17 protein-coding genes are annotated in these 17,397 nt (G+C 62.9%); 10 read left to right on the forward strand and 7 right to left on the reverse strand.

Going from position 1 to position 17,397, the window contains the following annotated elements:
- Positions 1–90 precede the first annotated feature (90 nt).
- Genes OVA07_RS04160 through OVA07_RS04195 form a run of 8 tightly spaced genes read left to right on the forward strand, consistent with a single transcriptional unit; the run spans position 91 to position 7,784 of the window.
- Positions 91–981 (forward strand): prephenate dehydratase, encoded by an 891-nt coding sequence (locus OVA07_RS04160; protein WP_268170209.1) that lies wholly within the window; start codon positions 91–93, stop codon positions 979–981.
- A gap of 41 nt (positions 982–1,022) precedes the next feature.
- The gene (locus OVA07_RS04165) at positions 1,023–1,700 is read left to right on the forward strand and encodes a hypothetical protein (RefSeq protein ID WP_268170210.1); all 678 of its coding nucleotides are present in this window, start codon (positions 1,023–1,025) and stop codon (positions 1,698–1,700) included.
- On the forward strand, positions 1,697–2,977 hold the full coding sequence (locus OVA07_RS04170; RefSeq protein WP_268170211.1) for a DUF4350 domain-containing protein: 1,281 nt from the start codon (positions 1,697–1,699) through the stop codon (positions 2,975–2,977). Before OVA07_RS04165 ends, OVA07_RS04170 begins: the two co-directional genes overlap by 4 nt.
- Before the next feature lie 17 nt (positions 2,978–2,994).
- Positions 2,995–3,951, forward strand: a complete 957-nt coding sequence (locus OVA07_RS04175; RefSeq protein ID WP_268170212.1) for an AAA family ATPase — start codon at positions 2,995–2,997, stop codon at positions 3,949–3,951.
- Positions 3,948–5,276 (forward strand): DUF58 domain-containing protein, encoded by a 1,329-nt coding sequence (locus OVA07_RS04180; protein WP_268170213.1) that lies wholly within the window; start codon positions 3,948–3,950, stop codon positions 5,274–5,276. The genes OVA07_RS04175 and OVA07_RS04180 overlap by 4 nt, the downstream gene beginning before the upstream one ends.
- The gene (locus tag OVA07_RS04185; protein ID WP_268170214.1) at positions 5,273–6,343 is read left to right on the forward strand and encodes a stage II sporulation protein M; all 1,071 of its coding nucleotides are present in this window, start codon (positions 5,273–5,275) and stop codon (positions 6,341–6,343) included. Before OVA07_RS04180 ends, OVA07_RS04185 begins: the two co-directional genes overlap by 4 nt.
- Positions 6,343–7,317, forward strand: a complete 975-nt coding sequence (locus OVA07_RS04190; RefSeq protein WP_268170215.1) for an RDD family protein — start codon at positions 6,343–6,345, stop codon at positions 7,315–7,317. The genes OVA07_RS04185 and OVA07_RS04190 overlap by 1 nt, the downstream gene beginning before the upstream one ends.
- Positions 7,318–7,319: 2 nt before the next feature.
- Positions 7,320–7,784 carry a GNAT family N-acetyltransferase gene (locus OVA07_RS04195; protein ID WP_268170216.1) on the forward strand — a complete coding sequence of 155 codons (465 nt, stop codon included), beginning with the start codon at positions 7,320–7,322 and terminating at the stop codon, positions 7,782–7,784.
- Here OVA07_RS04195 and OVA07_RS04200 read toward each other — a convergent pair.
- The 4 genes from OVA07_RS04200 to sucC form a co-directional block, all read right to left on the reverse strand.
- Entirely contained in the window at positions 7,753–9,009 is a 1,257-nt protein-coding gene (locus tag OVA07_RS04200) for a TIGR00341 family protein (protein WP_268170217.1), read from the reverse strand. The genes OVA07_RS04195 and OVA07_RS04200 overlap by 32 nt on opposite strands.
- Before the next feature lie 13 nt (positions 9,010–9,022).
- Complete coding sequence (locus OVA07_RS04205) at positions 9,023–9,955, reverse strand: electron transfer flavoprotein subunit alpha/FixB family protein (RefSeq protein WP_268170218.1); 933 nt, start codon at positions 9,953–9,955, stop codon at positions 9,023–9,025.
- Positions 9,955–10,701 carry an electron transfer flavoprotein subunit beta/FixA family protein gene (locus OVA07_RS04210; protein WP_268170219.1) on the reverse strand — a complete coding sequence of 249 codons (747 nt, stop codon included), beginning with the start codon at positions 10,699–10,701 and terminating at the stop codon, positions 9,955–9,957. The genes OVA07_RS04205 and OVA07_RS04210 overlap by 1 nt, the downstream gene beginning before the upstream one ends.
- A 174-nt stretch (positions 10,702–10,875) precedes the next feature.
- Entirely contained in the window at positions 10,876–12,075 is a 1,200-nt protein-coding gene (gene sucC, locus OVA07_RS04215; protein ID WP_268170220.1) for an ADP-forming succinate--CoA ligase subunit beta, read from the reverse strand.
- Between the two features lie 224 nt (positions 12,076–12,299).
- On the opposite strand from sucC, the gene OVA07_RS04220 reads away from it, so the two are divergent.
- The gene (locus tag OVA07_RS04220) at positions 12,300–13,076 is read left to right on the forward strand and encodes a 3'(2'),5'-bisphosphate nucleotidase CysQ (RefSeq protein WP_268170221.1); all 777 of its coding nucleotides are present in this window, start codon (positions 12,300–12,302) and stop codon (positions 13,074–13,076) included.
- 3 nt (positions 13,077–13,079) lie between these two features.
- Here OVA07_RS04220 and OVA07_RS04225 read toward each other — a convergent pair whose 3' ends face one another.
- On the reverse strand, positions 13,080–14,075 hold the full coding sequence (locus tag OVA07_RS04225) for an aldo/keto reductase (protein ID WP_268170222.1): 996 nt from the start codon (positions 14,073–14,075) through the stop codon (positions 13,080–13,082).
- A 126-nt stretch (positions 14,076–14,201) separates the two neighbouring features.
- Positions 14,202–14,894 carry an OmpA family protein gene (locus OVA07_RS04230; RefSeq protein ID WP_268170223.1) on the reverse strand — a complete coding sequence of 231 codons (693 nt, stop codon included), beginning with the start codon at positions 14,892–14,894 and terminating at the stop codon, positions 14,202–14,204.
- A 178-nt stretch (positions 14,895–15,072) separates the two neighbouring features.
- Here OVA07_RS04230 and OVA07_RS04235 point away from each other — a divergent pair, with 178 nt between their 5' ends.
- Positions 15,073–16,401, forward strand: a complete 1,329-nt coding sequence (locus tag OVA07_RS04235) for a hemolysin family protein (protein WP_268170224.1) — start codon at positions 15,073–15,075, stop codon at positions 16,399–16,401.
- Between the two features lie 510 nt (positions 16,402–16,911).
- Here the strand turns inward: OVA07_RS04235 and OVA07_RS04240 are convergent.
- Positions 16,912–17,352, reverse strand: coding sequence for an ExbD/TolR family protein (locus tag OVA07_RS04240; protein ID WP_268170225.1), 441 nt, complete (start codon positions 17,350–17,352; stop codon positions 16,912–16,914).
- Positions 17,353–17,397: the final 45 nt, after the last annotated feature.

Below are 17,397 nucleotides of genomic sequence, written 5' to 3' on the forward strand. Positions count from 1 at the left end.
TCAGCCCCCCGCTTTAGCGCAAGATGGTTTGCAACAAGACGGGCAATCTCACTTGCCGCCACCCAGCTTCAGCCTTAACGCGCGCGAACTATGTCAAGCTATCCCGCCCCCGCGCTCGCCCTTGTCGAACAGATGACTGCCGCCGCAGCCGCCGCACCCGAACGCGCGGTGTCGTTTCAGGGCGCGCCGGGGGCCAATTCGCACCGTGCGGCCATGGAAGCCCTGCCCGACTGCCTGCCGCTGCCATGCTTTTCTTTTGAAGATGCGCTGGACGCGGTGAAGGACGGGCGTGCTGGACAGGCGATCATTCCAATCGAAAATTCCCAGCATGGCCGCGTGGCCGACATTCACTTTCTGCTGCCGGAAAGCGGATTGTCGATCATCGGCGAACACTTCATGGAAATTCACCATTGCCTGATGGCAACATCGGAAGGGCCGTTTTCCGGCGCGTTTTCACATCCGCAGGCGCTGGGCCAATCGCGATTCTATCTGCGGGACCGGGGTATCGTGCCGCTGAGTCATGCCGATACGGCAGGCGCCGCAGCCCATGTAGCCGAACTGGGCGATCCGGCGATGGCCGCCATCGCGCCGCGAATCGCCGCTGAACTTTATGGCCTGAAACTGATCGAGGAAAATATCGAGGACGCGCATGACAACACCACGCGATTCGTGGTGCTCTCGAAAACCCCGCGCGATCCGGCCACCATCACGGTTCCGGCGATGACCACCTTCGTCTTCGAGGTGCGCAATATCCCCGCCGCGCTGTATAAAGCGCTGGGCGGCTTTGCCACCAATGGCGTGAACATGACCAAACTGGAAAGCTATCAGCGTGGCGCCAGCTTTGCCGCCACGGCGTTCTATGCCGATATCGTGGGTGGTCCCGGTGACCGCGCGGTGGATCTGGCATTTGAAGAACTCAGCTTCTTTGCCAAGGATCTGCGCATGTTGGGCACATACCCGATGGAACGGATTCGCGGGTAACTCTGCTTGCAGGCCCGCCCGCCCCGTGCAACCAAGGGCGGGTGAGCGCACCTTCTGGGGCAGATACCGCCGGAGCAAATCAGGCAGCAGATAACGCCAGCGCGGCTGAGGCCGCGTGGCGGGCCTTGCGCGATTCCGCCGATATCCAGTTTGCCCCCGTCCCACCCGATCCGCCGCAGGTTTCGCCCGAGTGGCTGAAAGCCATCGGCCGCTTCCTTGAATGGCTGCTGTCGCCGCTGGGTCGGCTGCTGGGATCAAGATGGGGTGTGGTCGAAATGGTGCTGCTGGTCGGGGCCTGCATCGGTGCCTTGTGGATCACATGGGTTCTGCTGTGGCCGCTGTGGCAGCAACGGCGCAACCGTCCGACCGTGGCCGCCCCCGAATGGCAACCACAGCGCGAAGAAGCGCTGGCCTTGCTGGAAGATGCCGACAGGCTGGCCGCTGAAGGCCGCTTTGACGATGCCGCCCACCTGTTGCTTCAGCGCAGCGTCGGCCAGATCGCCCGCGCCCGGCCAGACTGGCTTTCCCCGTCCAGCACCGCCCGTGAAATCGGTTTGATTGGCGGCCTTCCGGCTGAGGCGCGCGGTGCCTTTGGGGTAATTGCCACGCTGGTTGAACGCGCCCGGTATGCCTTGCACGGGCTTGATGCCGCCGATTGGGCCACCACGCGCGAAGCCTATGCCCGATTTGCGCTGCAACGACTTGAAAACGCAGGATGAGTGTGGACAGATCCCCATTCTCACGCGGGACCGTGGTGGGCATGTTGCTGGTTGGCGTGCTGGCCTTCGTGGCGCTGCTGTGGTTCCTTGGCAACAACACTGGCGGCAGCGGCAACAACGGGCAGGCCCATGTCGGCGGACAGGGGCTGAACGGTTACGCAGGGTTGGCCCGCATGTTGGAGGGCGAAGGGGTGAACGTGGCCCGGCTGCGCAACCGGCAGGCGCTGGAATCGCAGGCCGGCCTGCTGATTCTAACACCGCCTGCCGAGGCGGATGGCAAGGAAATCGCCAAGATCGTCGATGCCCGGCGCTATATCGGACCGACGCTGGTGATCGCGCCCAAGTGGTTCGCCTTTGGCGCGAACAGCAAGAAGGCGAAGCGGGGCTGGGTGCAACTGGCAGGCACCGCAGCGCCGCAGTGGGAAGGCTTTGCCGACAATGTAACTGTCGATATCGGCAAGGAAAAATCCGCCCCGGCAGGGGGCTGGAAAATCGGCACGCGGCATGGCCCGCTGCCTGATGACCGGCAGGTGGAAAGCGGATCGGGCAAAGGGCTGGTGCCCATCGTAAACGCCGGAAATGGCAAGATTCTGGCCGCCTGGCTGGACGATGACGGATATTACCCTGCGCTCAACGATCTGGCAGGAATCGATCCCGATTACGGCGGCGATGACGAAGACCTTTACCCCGTCGTGCTGGTGTTCGAACCGGACCTGATGGACAACTGGGGCATGGCCGACAAAGCCACCGCCATGCTGGCGCGCGATCTGGTGCTGGCCAGCGTGGACGACCGTGAAAGCCCCATCGCTTTTGATATGACTTTCAATGGCTTCGGCGCGAACCGCAACCTGCTGACGCTGGCATTTGAACCGCCGTTTCTGGCCGCCACGATTTGCCTACTGCTGGCCGCGCTCGCCGTGGCATGGCGTGCGTTTCACCGCTTTGGTCCGGCCTTGCAGGGCGGGCCTGACATTGCCCATGGCAAGGCTGCGCTGGTTGCCAATGCAGCGGGGCTGATCCGCCGGGCGGGCCGCGTCCACCTTGTCGCCGGGCCTTATGCCGATACGGTACGTGACAGGATTGCACTGACGCTGGGCCTGCCGCGCGGGAAAACTGCCGAAGAAATCGAACATCTGATTGATACGGCGCAGGAAAAACGTGGCCTGACTGGTCCACGCTTCAGCGCTGCGGCTGCCCACCTGCGCGCCGCGCATAAACCCCATGACCTGACCCGGCGCGCCGGGGTGATCCATAAAATCGAGAAGGATCTGACGTGACCCGAACGGCACCTAACATGACATTGGAAGCCTTGGGCGACCTCTCACAGCGCATACGCGGCGAAGTAGGCAAGGCTGTGGTGGGTCAGGAACAGGTGTTGGACCATCTGCTGATCGCGCTGTTCGCCGGTGGCCATGTCCTGCTGGAAGGACCGCCCGGAACCGCCAAGACATTCCTTGCCCAATGCTTTGCCACTGCCCTTGGGCTGGACTTCGGACGCATTCAGTTCACCCCCGATCTGATGCCGGGGGACATTCTTGGCTCCAACCTTTTCAACTTCCAGACCAGCCAGTTCACCCTGACCCGTGGCCCGATTTTTCACGAACTGGTGCTGGCCGACGAAATCAACCGCACCCCGCCCAAGACGCAAGCTGCGCTGCTGGAAGCGATGCAGGAACGGCGGGTAACGCTGGATGGCGAAGCCCACGCCCTGTCCGACCGGTTCATGGTGGTGGCGACGCAGAATCCCATTGAAAGCCAAGGAGTTTACCCCCTTCCCGAAGCGCAGCTTGATCGTTTCCTGTTCAAGCTGCTGGTGCCCTACCCTTCGGCTGAAGAAGAGGCGCGGATTGTAACCCGCTATGGCGAAGGGCGCGGGCCAGCACGGCCTGCCGAACTGGGCCTTGCAGCGGTGACCGATGCCGCCGAACTGGCCGAGGCACAGGCTGCCATCGGCGCAGTGACTCTGGCCGAATCAGTGGTGGATTACATCGTCCGGCTGATCCGCGCCACGCGCGAAACCGGGGATCTGGTAGCAGGTGCAAGCCCGCGCGCTGCCGTGCTGCTGGCAGGCGCTGCGCGCGCAAGGGCGGCGCTGGACGGACGCGGTTATGTGATTCCCGATGACGTAAAGGCGCTGGCCACCGCCGTCTTGCGCCACCGCCTGCTACTGTCGCCCGCCGCCGAAATCGAAGGCAAGCAGGTGGAAGCCATTGTCGCCGCACTGGTCGAAGGCACGGAAGCCCCGCGTTGAGCCGACCGGCTGCCCTTCTGCCCACCCGGCGCACCGGGTTGATCGTGGCGGCCTTGGCGCCGCTGGCGCTGCTGCTGGCCGCCGTGGTGCCGCAGGCGTGGATCGTTGCGCCCGCGCTGGGCGGCGCGCTGCTGGCCATGGTGGTGCTGGATGGTCTGTTTGCAGGATCGCTGACTGATCTGCGCGCCATCGTGCCCGAAGACGCCGAAGTGGGCGAACCGGCAAGCCTTTCGGTGCTGGCAGAACTGGTCCGCACTGGCCCGCGCGCCCGGCCAGAAGCCGCGCTGGCGTGCGACCCGCGCCTTGCCCCCGGCGGGCGGATCGCCATGGCGCTGATCCCGCAGGACGGGGTGTGGGGTGGCGCTGCAACGCTCATCCCGTCCCGGCGCGGGACGGGCGCGGTCAACCGTGTATGGCTGCGCTGGACCGGGCCGCTGGGGCTGGCGCACCGGCAGGTGGAGCGCGCGCTGGATGACATGGTGCGGGTGTGGCCCAACATCGCCCCGGTGCGCAGCCCGGCGCTGCAAATCTTCCTGCGCGATGCCCAGTTCGGCCTGATCGCGCGGCGCATTCGCGGCGAAGGGGCCGAATTCGAGGCGCTGGCCGAATATGAGCCAGGCATGGACCGCCGCCGGATCGACTGGAAAAGCTCGGCCCGCCACGCCCGCCTGTTCGCCAAGGAATACGAGGTTGAGCGCAACAACCAGATCGTGTTCGCGTTCGATTGCGGCCAGGCGATGTGCGAACCCATCGATGGCCTGCCCCGCATAGACCGCGCGGTGACCGCCGCGCTGACCACCGCCTATGTCGCGCTGAAGGCGCAGGACCGGGTGGCCCTGTTCGGCTTTGCCGCGCGGCCCGAAGTGGCCACGCCTTTCGTCACCGACAGCCGCGACTTTGCCCGGTTGCAGCGCGCGGCGGCAGGGCTGGATTATCATCCCGGCGAACCCAACTTTACGCTTGCCCTGTCCACGCTGGCGGGGCGATTGCAGCGCCGGTCGCTGATCGTGCTGTTTTCCGATTTTGCCGACCCCACCAGTGCGGAACTGATGGTGGAAAACGTCGGCCGTCTGGTGGAACGCCATGTGGTGCTGTTCGTGGTGATGGCCGACGCTGAACTGGACAGTATCGCCACCGCGCCGGTGGACGATATGCAGGCCGTGGCCGAGGCGGTGACCGCCACCAGCCTGCAACGCCAGCGTGCGCTGGTGCTGCATCGGCTGCGCCATCTGGGCGTGCGCGTGCTGGAAGCGCCGCATGACAAGATCGGCACCCGATTGCTGGACACCTATCTGGCGATCAAGCGCGAGGGGCGAATCGGATGAGCGCCGTGACCACCGGGATTGCGCAGAAAATCGGCGGCTGGTTTACCAAGCCTACAAAACAGGCGGTTGCCGCAGAACAGGCCGCGCTGCGGTCAGACCGGTTCCGGCTGGAGCGCGAGGGCGACTGGAAGCGGCTGGAAGCCATTGTCGTGCGGATGGAAAAGGGCAGGATGCGCGGGCTGTCCGATGCCGATCTGCTGGCCCTGCCCGCGCTCTATCGCACAGCGGCGTCCAGCCTTTCCATCGCGCGCGAAACCTCGCTCGACGCAGCGCTGGTCAGCTATCTGGAAGCGTTGACGCAGCGGGCGTGGTTTCTGGTCTATGGTCCACGCGCATCGCTGTGGTCGTGGTTTCGGCGTTTTCTGGGCGGGGAATGGAGCGCTTCGGTGCGCGCGATGGGCAGCGATATCCTGATCGCGCTGGCGTTGATGATTGCCGGCGGCGTTGTTGGCTGGCTGCTGGTGGCGGGCAATCCCGAATGGTATCACGCGCTGGTCGGTGGCAGTTTTGCCGATGAACGTGTGCCCGGTGCCAGCCGCGAAGTGTTGCGTGGCACCCTGTTCGGCAATCAGGATCAGGACGGGATGAGCGTGTTCGCCGCGGGTCTGTTCAGCAACAACGCGCAAGTATCGATCCTGTGCTTTGCGCTAGGCTTTGCCTTTGGCCTGCCCACCATGCTGCTGCTGATCCACAACACGGCCATGCTGGGGGCCATGCTGTGGCTTTATCATGGGCAGGGCCTGCTGATTGATTTCATCGGCTGGCTTTCCATCCATGGCACGACCGAACTGTTCGCCATTCTGCTGGCAGGTGCGGCAGGCATTCATGTGGGCCGGGCGATGGCCTTTCCCGGTAACGCATCGATCATGGATGCGGCGGCCGAAGCCGGACGGCGCGCGGCGCAAGTGATGACAGGCGTGGTGCTGATGCTGGTCATTGCCGCCGTGCTCGAAGGTTTTGCCCGACAACTGGTGGATTCCACCCCGTCGCGGTTCATCGTCGGCGGCTTCATGCTGGTGATGTGGAGCGGATACTTCTTTGCTTTCCGACGCGGGGTGCGGGTCTGATGGCGCGAAACTGGCGCTTCTGGCGCAGATCGTCCGAACCGCGCCGCGCGCTGCTTGACCATGAAGCCAAACGGCGGCGGGTGGTGTTGACGCCCGAAGGTGTGCCCATACCCTTTTTGCTGGCATCGCGCGGGGCGCGGGCGGCGGCGCTATTCCTTGATCTGGCGATGATTCTGGGCGCGATGATCGGGATGACCATCCTTCTGGCCTATGTGGCGGACAGTGCCGGGTTGAACTTCAACCGGGGCAATTCCCCCGCGGAACGCGCGGTTCAGGCCATGGCCGTGATGTGGATCGTGCTGGTGTTCCTGTTTCGCAACGCCTGGTTCCTGTTCTTTGAACTGGGGCCGCGCGGGGCCACGCCGGGCAAGCGCATTACCGGCATCCGCGTGGCGGCGCGGGCGCGCGGCGGCAATGCGGGGCGGTTGACGACCGAAGCGGTGATCGCGCGCAATCTGGTGCGCGATATCGAACTGTTCATGCCGCTCATCTTTATCGTCTCCGCCACCATCGATGGCAGCGATACCGAAATGGCGGCGTGGGCAGGACTTGTCTGGTTCCTGATCTTCGTGCTGTTCCCGTTCTTCAACCGTGATCGGCTGCGCTGCGGCGATCTGATTGCCGGGACGTGGGTGGTGGAAGCCCCCAAACGCAAGCTGGAACAGGCGCTTTCGGTCGGTGAAGGGGCAAAGGGGCGGTCAGGCGAAACCGGCGCGCAATACCGGTTCAGCGATGCCGACCTTGCCGTGTATGGCGAATTTGAATTGCAGGTGCTGGAGCGCGTGCTGCGCGACAACCGCGAGGAAGCCATGCGCGATGTGGCCCAGACAATCTGCGGCAAGATCGGCTGGAATGCAGGCGCGGGCGATGAAAGGGCCTTTCTTGAGGCCTATTACGCCCAGCTTCGCGCGCGGCTGGAAACGGGGATGCGTTTTGGCCGCCGCAAGGCCGACAAGCACAGCGACAAGGCTTGACCATGAACTTGCGAATTGTCGAGGACGACCTTTCTGGCGAAGCGATCCGCGCGCTGGTGGCGCTGCATCTTGACGGGATGCATGCCCATTCGCCCGCGTGCAAGGTTCACGCCTTGCCGGTGGAAAAGCTGCGGCAGCCGGGGGTTACGTTCTTTTCGGCATGGGCCGGCGATGCACTGGCGGGGATGGGCGCGATCAAGGCGCTGGACGATACCCATGGCGAGCTGAAATCGATGCGCGTGGCTCCCGACTGGCTGGGCAAAGGTGTGGGCGAAGCTATGTTGCTGCATCTGTTGGGCGTGGCACGGGCGCGCGGTTATGCGCAGGTGAGCCTTGAAACCGGCAGCGGCCCTGCCTTTGAACCGGCCCTGCGGCTTTATCGCAAACACGGCTTTGCGCCCTGCGCGGCCTTTGCCGACTATGTGCTGGACGAATTCAGTCAGTGCTTGACGTTACGGCTGCGCTAGGGGCTGGATCGGGCTGCACTTCAGCCTCACCCCATGTCAGGGTCCAACCCGGAAATGCGATCTGCAGGGCGGCAAGGGTCGGAGGCGGCAGGGCTTCAGCCGAAAACACGCGGGCGGACCGACGTTCAGGATCAACCAGTACCGCTGAACCATCGCCATCGACAATCCGGGCAAGCGTGGCGCGCAGGCGGGTGACCTCTTCCTTGCGCGTGCGTTCGGTGGCGATAACGCCTTCCAGTGCGCGGCGGGCATCATCCGCTTCGGGCGTGCCGCTGCGAATCTGGACAAGACGCACATTTGCATTGCGGCCCAGCACCCCTTCAACCCGGTCTGCAAAACGATCTTGCAAGCCATCGCTGAAACTCGGTGCCATGACGACTGCATCAACCTGTGCCGGAGTGGCGGCAAGGTTGCTGTCAAGCCGGTCGATCCTTGCGCCTGGCCCGGCGAGTTCCTGCAATTGACGGTTGATGGCCGATTGTGCACGCGCCTCGCGCACGTTGGCCGCCAGACGCAGGCCCAGCGGAATGGCCAGAGCGACCAGAGTGGCGAGAATTCCGGCTGTCTGCGCCCAGCTTTGGCGCGGCGAAAGGTGCGTGCCAAAACCCCGGACACGCGCGGTGATCGTCGCCATCAGGGCGATGGCCGTGGCGTTGGTAATGAACAGCAGCAGCGCGCCCCAGGCAAAATCCATGCGGCCTGTGGCGATGGAAAACCCGACGACGGCCAGCGGCGGGACCAGCGCCGTGGCAATGGCAACGCCGACCAGGCTGATCGCTTCGCGCCGAACCGTAGCATAAGCCCCGGCAATACCGCCAAACACCGCCACCAGCAGATCCAGCAGGTTGGGACGGACGCGGGCAAGGATGGATGGGGTGACGTCCTGAATGGGCGAAAGCCAGGTTAGCACGATCGAAATCAGCACTGCCAGAACCATCCCGGCGCCCAGCGCCAAGGCTGCACGTCGCAACAGCGCCAGTTCGAAAATGGCAACGCCAAAGCCGAATGCCATGATCGGCCCAAGCAGTGGCGATATCAGCATGGCGCCGATCACCACTGGCGCTGAGTCCATCAGCAGACCAACGTGGGCAATGGCTGTGGCCAGTGCCACGAGCATGAGGTAGCTGGGCGAAAGGCGCGCACCACGAGCCACCGCCGCCAGAAGGGCAGCGCGGCCATGGTTTGGCCGTGGGCTGCCCTCGGTATTGTCTGATTTCCCGCCCATCACGGACGGAAACTCACAGTTTCCCGGTAAGTTCCGGTACGATGGTGAAGAGGTCGCCAACGAGGCCGATGTCGGCGACCTGGAAGATGGGGGCGTCTTCGTCCTTGTTGATGGCGATGATGGTCTTGGAGTCCTTCATGCCGGCAAGGTGCTGGATCGCGCCGGAGATGCCGACCGCGATGTAGACTTCGGGCGCGACGATCTTGCCGGTCTGGCCGACCTGATAGTCGTTGGGCACGTAGCCTGCGTCGACCGCGGCGCGGCTGGCGCCGATGCCCGCGCCCAGCTTGTCGGCCAGCGGGGTGATCGTCGCTTCGAAGGTCGCGGCGTCCTTCAGCGCGCGGCCGCCCGATACGATGATCTTGGCGCTGGTCAGTTCAGGGCGTTCGCTCTTGGCGATTTCGGCGCTGATGAAGGTGGAAAGGCCGCTGTCGGGCGTGGCGGTGGCGGCTTCGACGCTGGCGCTGCCGCCCGTGGCTTCGGCCTTGGCAAAGGCGGTGCCGCGCACGGTGATGACCAGCTTGGCGTCGCTGGATTCGACCGTGGCGATGGCGTTGCCGGCATAGATCGGACGGGTGAAGGTCTTGGGGCCTTCGACCGAGAGAATGTCCGAGATCTGCATGACATCGAGCAGCGCGGCCACGCGCGGGGCGACGTTCTTGCCGGTGGTGGTGGCGGGCGCAACAAAGGCGTCGTAGCCTGCCATCAGGCCCGCAATCAGCGGCGCGACGTTTTCTGCCAGCGCATTGGCATAGGCCGCGTCATCAGCCTTGATGACCTTGGCCACGCCTGCGATCTGCGCGGCGGCAGTGGCCGCGCCATCGCAGGCGGCTCCGACGACAAGGGCAGTCACTTCGCCAAGCTGGGCAGCGGCGGTGACGGCGGCCAGCGTTGCATCCTTGACCGATGCGTTGTCGTGTTCGACCCAAACGAGAACGTTCGACATCAGGCTACTCCCAGTTCCTTGAGCTTGGCGACAAGTGCATCGACATCGGCCACCTTGATCCCGGCGCTGCGCACCGGCGGTTCGGTGACTTTCAGCGTCTTGAGGCGGGGCGCGGTGTCGACGCCGTAATCGGCAGGCGTCTTGTTCGCCAAGGGCTTGGACTTGGCCTTCATGATGTTGGGCAGGCTGGCATAGCGCGGCTCGTTCAAACGAAGGTCGGTGGTGACCACTGCGGGCAGGGCCAGCTTCACCGTTTCAAGGCCGCCATCGACCTCGCGCTTGACCACGACCGAATCGCCTTCAACCGCAACTTCGTTGGCAAAGGTGCCCTGCGGACGGCCCAGCAGTGCGGCGACCATCTGGCCCACCTGATTGCTGTCATCGTCGATCGCCTGCTTGCCGGTGATGATCAGGCCGGGGGCCTCTTCATCGGCAATGCCCTTGATGATCTTGGCCACAGCCAGAGGTTCAACCTCATCATCGCTCTGCACCAGAATGGCCCGGTCAGCGCCCATCGCCAGCGCCGTGCGCAAGGTTTCCTGCGCCTTGGCCGGTCCCACCGACACCGCCACAATCTCGCTCACCACGCCCTTTTCCTTCAGGCGAATGGCTTCCTCAACCGCGATCTCGTCAAACGGGTTCATGCTCATCTTCACGTTCGCAAGATCAACTCCCGTACCATCCGCCTTCACTCGAGGCTTCACGTTGTAGTCAATCACGCGCTTCACGCAGACAAGGGCCTTCATCGCGCCAGTCCTTTCCTCAAAACTTGCTCAGGCGGCATAATTTGCGCTTACGTAAACGTCAACTCCTCCAATCTGTCAGGATGGGCAGATTAACGCATTTGTTCCGGCCACGAAAAAGGGGCGCCAGTTGCCCGGCGCCCCCCTTGCTTGTCCGTTACCGGAAAAGCGCTGCGATCAGGCGACCGCACGCACTTCGGCAACGATCTTCTTGGCGGCATCGCCCAGATCGTTGGCAGCGACGATCGGCAGACCGGAGTTGGCCAGAATGTCCTTGCCCTGCTGGACGTTGGTGCCTTCGAGGCGAACGACGAGCGGAACCGAGAGGTTCACTTCCTTCGCCGCAGCGACGATACCGTCGGCGATGATGTCGCACTTCATGATCCCGCCGAAGATGTTGACGAGAATGCCCTTCACCGCCGGGTCCTTCAGGATGATCTTGAACGCAGCCGTGACCTTTTCCTTGGTCGCGCCACCGCCCACGTCGAGGAAGTTGGCCGGGAATTCGCCGTTCAGCTTGATGATGTCCATCGTCGCCATGGCAAGGCCAGCACCGTTCACCATGCAGCCGATGTTGCCATCCAGCTTGATGTAGGCAAGGTCATACTTGCTGGCTTCGATTTCCGCCGGGTCTTCTTCGGTTTCGTCACGCAGGGCGAAAACGTCAGGGTGACGATAGAGCGAGTTCGAATCAAAGCTCATCTTGGTGTCGAGGACCAGCAGGTTGCCGTCCTTGGTCTGCACCAGCGGGTTGATTTCGAGCATGTCGCAATCGAGCGCGACGAATGCGGTGTAAAGCTGCTGCGCGATCGTGGCGGCCTGCTTGTTCAGGTCACCCGACAGGCCCAGCGCGAAGCCGACAGCGCGGCCGTGGTGCGGCATGAAGCCTTCAGCCGGATCGATGGTGATCGTGGCGATCTTTTCCGGCGTCGAATGCGCGACTTCTTCAATGTCCATGCCGCCTTCGGTCGACACGATCATGGCGACGCGGCTGGTGGCGCGGTCAACGACCATCGACAGGTAGTATTCCTTATCGATGTCGACACCGTCGGTCACGTAGAGGCGGTTGACCTGCTTGCCGGCTTCGCCAGTCTGCACGGTGACGAGCGTGTTGCCGAGCATTTCCTTGGCGAATGCTTCAACTTCTTCAATGCTCTTGGCGAGGCGCACGCCGCCCTTGGCATCGGCGGGCAGTTCCTTGAACTTGCCCTTGCCGCGGCCACCGGCATGGATCTGGGCCTTGACCACATAGAGCGGCCCCGGAAGCTGCTTTGCCGCGGCAACGGCTTCTTCGACGGTCAGCGCGGCAATACCTGCCGGGATGCCCACGCCAAACTTCGCCAGCAGTTCCTTGCCCTGATATTCATGAACGTTCATGCGTGATCCCCGACTTGAATGGTGCTCCGGCATTGACCGGAAAACCGACAGGCGCGCCACCATCGGCGCAAAGGTATGCGCCGCCAATGGCGCTTTGAGTCGCTATGCCTTAAGCACAGCATGCAGGGCTTGAAAAGGGGCGTAAATGCTAGGCATCAACCTATCTTTGATAACAACTCGCAATTGCACAAACATCTGAGAGTCAGCCTGACCAGGGACGCACGATGATCGACTATGATCGCCTTCATGCCATCTGCCGCGCTGCCGGCGAAATGGCACTGGCACTTTGGCCCGGCCACGGCCACGCGCCACAGGTCTGGGAAAAGACCCCAGGCAGCCCGGTGTGCGATGCGGATATTGCCGTCGACGGCTTTCTGAAACGCGAATTGGGCGCTTTGCTGCCATCGGCGGGCTGGCTTTCCGAAGAAACGGTGGATCATCCTGACCGGCTGGAACGCGGGCTGTGCTGGCTGGTCGATCCGGTGGACGGCACGCGGGATTTCGTGCGCGGCAGGCCCGGCTGGTCGGTATCGGTAGCGCTGGTCAGTGAAGGCCGTCCGCTGATCGGCATTCTGGCGGCCCCGGCACGCGGCGAATACTGGAGCGCAGTTGCCGGGCAAGGCGCCACGCGAAATGGTCTGCCCATCAGCGCCAGCACCCGCACCGTGCTGCCCGGCGCGCGAGTTCCGGCAGACAGCCTGCCCAAGATCGATTCGGATCTGGTGATGGTCGACAAGCCCAATTCCATCGCGCTGCGTATTGCCATGGTCGGCGCGAACGAGGCCGACCTGCTGGCCACGCTGCGCTGGGGCTTTGAATGGGACATTGCAGCCGCCAGCCTGATCGCGCGCGAGGCGGGCGCGGCGGTTTCCGATGCTTTTGGGCAACCGCTGGATTACAACAAGCGTGATCCGCGTGCGTTCGGCCTGCTGGTCACATCACCTGCCATCCACGCGGCAGCGGTTGACCGCCTGGCCGACCGCGCCGCGAAGCTGGTGTAATTCTTACGCGAAGTCTTCGGTATCGATGGTGGGCAGCATGACCCCGGCATAACGGTGACCGGCAACGGTCTGCTGGTTGATAAGCGCGTCGACTTCTGCCGCCAGTGTGGCCGGAATTTCCCAGTCCCAGCGCGCGATGTTTTCTTCCAGATGGGCAATCTTGCCGGTGCCGGGGATGGCGACGATGTGGTCGCCGCGCGACAGCACCCAGCCCAGCGAAAGTTGCGCCGGGGTGACGCCTTCACGCGCGGCAATGGCATTGAACCGCTGGATCAGCGCATGGTTCTTTGGCCAGTTATCGCCCATGAATCGCGGCATGGCGCGGCGGATGTCCTTTTCCTCCAACGCGGCGGGATCGTCCACGCCACCAGCCAGAACCCCGCGACCGACAGGCGAAAAGGCAACAAAGGTGGTCCCAAGTTCACGGCAGGCATCGAGCACGGCGATTTCCGCCTGCCGTGTCCACAGCGAGTATTCGGTCTGCATCGCGGCAATGGGATGAACCGCAGCGGCGCGGCGCAACGTATCGGCCGACATTTCCGACAGGCCAATGGCGCCGATCTTGCCCTCTTTCACAAGGTCGGCCATCGCGCCTACCGAATCTTCGATAGGGACGGAAAAATCGCGGCGGTGCATGTAATACAGGTCGATATGGTCGACTTGCAGCAGCTTGAGCGAGACTTCCAGTTCGCTGCGGATGGTATCGGGATGGCAGTCGATGCCACGTTTGTCCCCGCTGGCGAAGATGCCCATCTTCGACGCGAGGAACACCTTGTTGCGCCGCCCCTTCAGCGCGGTGCCGACCTGCGTTTCGTTGTGACCCAGGCCATAGAGACGCGCGGTATCGAAGTGATCGTAACCGATATCGACCGCGTGCTGGAGCAGACGGATGCCATCCTCCTCGCTTGGCCGACCACCATAGGCCCAGCTCAACGACATGCAGCCAAGACCGATGGGGTTGGTGTCCCGGCCATTGATCGGGCGGCGGTTAATCGACATGCCTGCAATCTCCTTTGCGCCGCCGATGCCAGCACGGGGCAAGCGCGGTCAACGTCCAAATTGCCGCATAATAAACGGCGCCGCTCCACCAGGGAGCGACGCCGCTGTTCGTATGAGATGGGTGGATTACTGGCCGGAGCGGGCAGCGTTCACATCATCCTGGCTGATCGGCACGATCTTGATTTCCACGCGGCGGTTGGCCGAACGGCCTTCTTCGGTGGCGTTGGAGGCAACCGGCTGGCTTTCGCCATAACCTTGGCTGCGCACGCGGGCATAGTTGACCCCGCGCGAGGTCAGGTAATCGGCCACGGCGCGGGCGCGGCGTTCGGACAGGGCCTGGTTGTAGGCGTCCGAGCCGGTCGAATCGGTGTGGCCGTAAACGTCGATCAGCGAGTTGGGATATTGGGTGAGCGACTGCGCCACCTTGTCCAGCGTTTCGCGGAAGCCGGGCTTCACAGCCGAACTGTCGACATCGAACGTCACGCCGTTGGGCAGGTTGACGAGAATTGCCTGACCGCCGTCGGTTTCGGTCACGTCAACGCCGCTGCCTGCGGTCTGTTCGCGCAGTTCGCGGATCTGCTTATCCTTCTGATAGCCAATCACACCACCGGCCACACCGCCGATGCCCGCACCCACGATGCGACCGGTCTTGCCGCCGATCAGGCCGCCCAACAGAGCACCGCCCAGCGCGCCGCCGATGCCGCCAATGGCCGTGCGCGAAACTTTCTGTTCCCCGGTGTTGGGATCGGTGACGCAAGCCGAAAGGCTGACCAGCGAAACCGCACACAGGCTCGACATCATGACGCGACGAATTTTCATTTCCTGTCCCCTTCGACCGGTATTCCAAACGCGACATTACGCTTCGGATTACCGCTTTGACAAAAGCAAATACGCCCACTTCGACTGAACGGTTCCCGAACGGGAACCCGCACAGACATATTCGGGAACAATGCGGGGACTATTCGCCTTTTCAGTGAAATCTGTTAGGGGCCGTTGTGTGACACCTTTTCCTTGGTCTGACGTCCTCATCATTCTGGGCCTCGTTGTGCTCAACGGCTTGTTTTCCATGTCGGAACTGGCGATTGTATCCGCGCGCCCGGCGCGGCTGAAGGTCGCCGCCGAGGAAGGCAGCAAGGGTGCGAAGATCGCGCTGGAACTGGCCGCTGACCCCGGAAAATTTTTATCGACGGTGCAGATCGGTATTACGCTGGTCGGCATCATCGCCGGTGCCTATTCGGGGTCCAGCCTTGGTGGACCTATGGCTGAACGCCTTTCGGCTTGGGGCTTCCCGGCGCAATATGCCGACGATGCAGGCTTTGTGGTGGTCATCGCGTTCACCACGTACCTCAGCCTTGTGGTGGGCGAACTGGTGCCCAAGCAGCTTGCCCTGCGCGCTGCCGAACCCATTGCCAAGCTGGCTGCGCCGGCCATGGCGATGATGTCGAAAATTACCGCGCCATTCGTGTGGACGCTCGACAACTCCTCCAGCCTCATCATCCGCCTGCTCGGCCTGAAAAAGGGTAGCGAGCAGGAAGTGACGGCCGAAGAGCTGCACATGATCTTTGCCGAAGCCACGCGTTCAGGGGTGATCGAGGAAGAAGAACGTGCGCTGATGACCGGTATCATGCGTCTGGCCGAACGCCCGGTGCGTGAAGTGATGACCCCGCGAACCGAATTGCACTGGATTGAACGTCGCGCGCCAGAATCGGACCTGCGCGCCGCGATTGAAGACAGCCCGCATTCGCTGCTGCTGGTGGCAGATGGGTCTGTCGACAGAATCGTGGGGGTGGTGAAAGTGCGCGATGTACTCTCCACACTGCTTCGCGGACGTCGGGTGCAACTGGGCCGATTGATGAAAAAACCTGCCATCGTGCCCGACCAGCTCGACACCATGGACGCGCTGGCGATGATCCAGCAGGCCGAAGTGGCCATCGCGCTGGTGCATGACGAATATGGCCATCTGGAAGGCATTGTGACGCCGGCAGACCTGCTGGCGGCCATCGCGGGCAACTTCGTCGGCCACAGCGATGCTGGCGACGAGCCGATGGTGGTGGAACGCGAGGACGGATCGCTGCTGATTTCAGGCGCACTGCCTGCCGATGCTCTGGCCGACCGGCTGGGGCTGGACCTGCCCGATGACCGCGAATTTGCCACCACAGCGGGCTTCTGTCTGTCCGTGTTGAAGCGCCTACCCAACGAAGGTGAACACTTCCACGATCAGGGCTGGCGTTTTGAAGTGGTCGACATGGACGGGCGCAAGATCGACAAGCTGCTGGTAAGCCGCAGCAAGGCAGTCGCTGCGATGGATACGCAGGCCGACGGGTAAAGTCCGTAATCCTGCGACTTTCGCGTTCTCAGCCCTCGCAGACTAGCAACGGTGATATCGCCGGAAGCGAAGCTTGCCGTGTGGAAGCATGGCATCTCGCCCTGCCTGCGCCCGCCTTGGAAGAGCGGGAGCAGGCAGGGCGAGATGCCATGGTCTGCGGCGCTATTCCCAGCGAGGCCGGAAGGAAAAGCAACGGCGGAGATAGCCGGTCGTTGCACTTATGCGCGAAGGCCCTGACCACGCAGTTTGTAATCGCCAAACACATGGCGACTACGCCCTTTGCAAACCCCCAAGGTTCACAACCGCCGTAAACCAATGCGCCAGCCCCGCCCGCTTGCGAGAGCCGAGCGAGACATATGGGGCCAGACGCGAAATTAGGCGCAGCTGGCAGGGTTTGCGACGGTGTCAGGTCCCCAAAAAGTAAATCCCCAAATAAAAAGGGAGCGGATTGCTCCGCTCCCTTTTCGTGTTTCTGCTTTGTGGCGAAAACTGTGCTCTTCGGGAAGGGGCTTACTGGCCAGCCTTCTGGAAGGTTGCGAAGTTTTCGTTGCCGACGAAGCCAAACTTGGTGACCTTCGCGTCCGTGATGATCTTCATCATCTGGTTCGCGATTTCATAGCTCGCATACTCTTCCGGCGCGAACTGCAGTTCAGGCTCAGGGTCGATGCCCTTGGTCGCCTGAATGATCGAGACAAGTTGGCTGTTGTTGATTGCCGCACCGTTCCAGAGGATCTGGTTTGAGGCGGTCAAAACAAGCTTGTTCTTGATCGGATCGATCGTGACGTTGTTCGGCACGGCCGACGGCTGCGGAAGGTCGATGTTCACCGCGTGGGTGGCCACGGGGATGGTGATGATGAACATGATGAGGAGAACGAGCATGACGTCGATCAACGGCGTCGTGTTCATTTCCATCATCGGCTCGCCATCATCCTTGCCGGCGCTCATTCCCATGATTGGTACTCCTGTTCGCTCTCTTGCCCGGAAGGTCAGGCTGCC

The organism is Novosphingobium sp. SL115, assembly GCF_026672515.1.
Classification (GTDB): Bacteria; Pseudomonadota; Alphaproteobacteria; order Sphingomonadales; family Sphingomonadaceae; genus Novosphingobium.

Excerpts from the sequence above, each read along its gene's own strand:
- OVA07_RS04240 (WP_268170225.1), bottom strand. The coding sequence starts at position 17,352 with ATGGGAATGAGCGCCGGCAAGGATGATGGCGAGCCGATGATGGAAATG.
- OVA07_RS04210 (WP_268170219.1), bottom strand. The coding sequence starts at position 10,701 with ATGAAGGCCCTTGTCTGCGTGAAGCGCGTGATTGACTACAACGTGAAG.
- sucC (WP_268170220.1), bottom strand. The coding sequence starts at position 12,075 with ATGAACGTTCATGAATATCAGGGCAAGGAACTGCTGGCGAAGTTTGGC.
- OVA07_RS04225 (WP_268170222.1), bottom strand. The coding sequence starts at position 14,075 with ATGTCGATTAACCGCCGCCCGATCAATGGCCGGGACACCAACCCCATC.
- OVA07_RS04200 (WP_268170217.1), bottom strand. The coding sequence starts at position 9,009 with ATGGGCGGGAAATCAGACAATACCGAGGGCAGCCCACGGCCAAACCAT.
- OVA07_RS04205 (WP_268170218.1), bottom strand. The coding sequence starts at position 9,955 with ATGTCGAACGTTCTCGTTTGGGTCGAACACGACAACGCATCGGTCAAG.
- OVA07_RS04230 (WP_268170223.1), bottom strand. The coding sequence starts at position 14,894 with ATGAAAATTCGTCGCGTCATGATGTCGAGCCTGTGTGCGGTTTCGCTG.
- OVA07_RS04170 (WP_268170211.1), top strand. The coding sequence starts at position 1,697 with ATGAGTGTGGACAGATCCCCATTCTCACGCGGGACCGTGGTGGGCATG.
- OVA07_RS04195 (WP_268170216.1), top strand. The coding sequence starts at position 7,320 with ATGAACTTGCGAATTGTCGAGGACGACCTTTCTGGCGAAGCGATCCGC.
- OVA07_RS04190 (WP_268170215.1), top strand. The coding sequence starts at position 6,343 with ATGGCGCGAAACTGGCGCTTCTGGCGCAGATCGTCCGAACCGCGCCGC.
- OVA07_RS04160 (WP_268170209.1), top strand. The coding sequence starts at position 91 with ATGTCAAGCTATCCCGCCCCCGCGCTCGCCCTTGTCGAACAGATGACT.
- OVA07_RS04185 (WP_268170214.1), top strand. The coding sequence starts at position 5,273 with ATGAGCGCCGTGACCACCGGGATTGCGCAGAAAATCGGCGGCTGGTTT.
- OVA07_RS04220 (WP_268170221.1), top strand. The coding sequence starts at position 12,300 with ATGATCGACTATGATCGCCTTCATGCCATCTGCCGCGCTGCCGGCGAA.
- OVA07_RS04175 (WP_268170212.1), top strand. The coding sequence starts at position 2,995 with ATGACATTGGAAGCCTTGGGCGACCTCTCACAGCGCATACGCGGCGAA.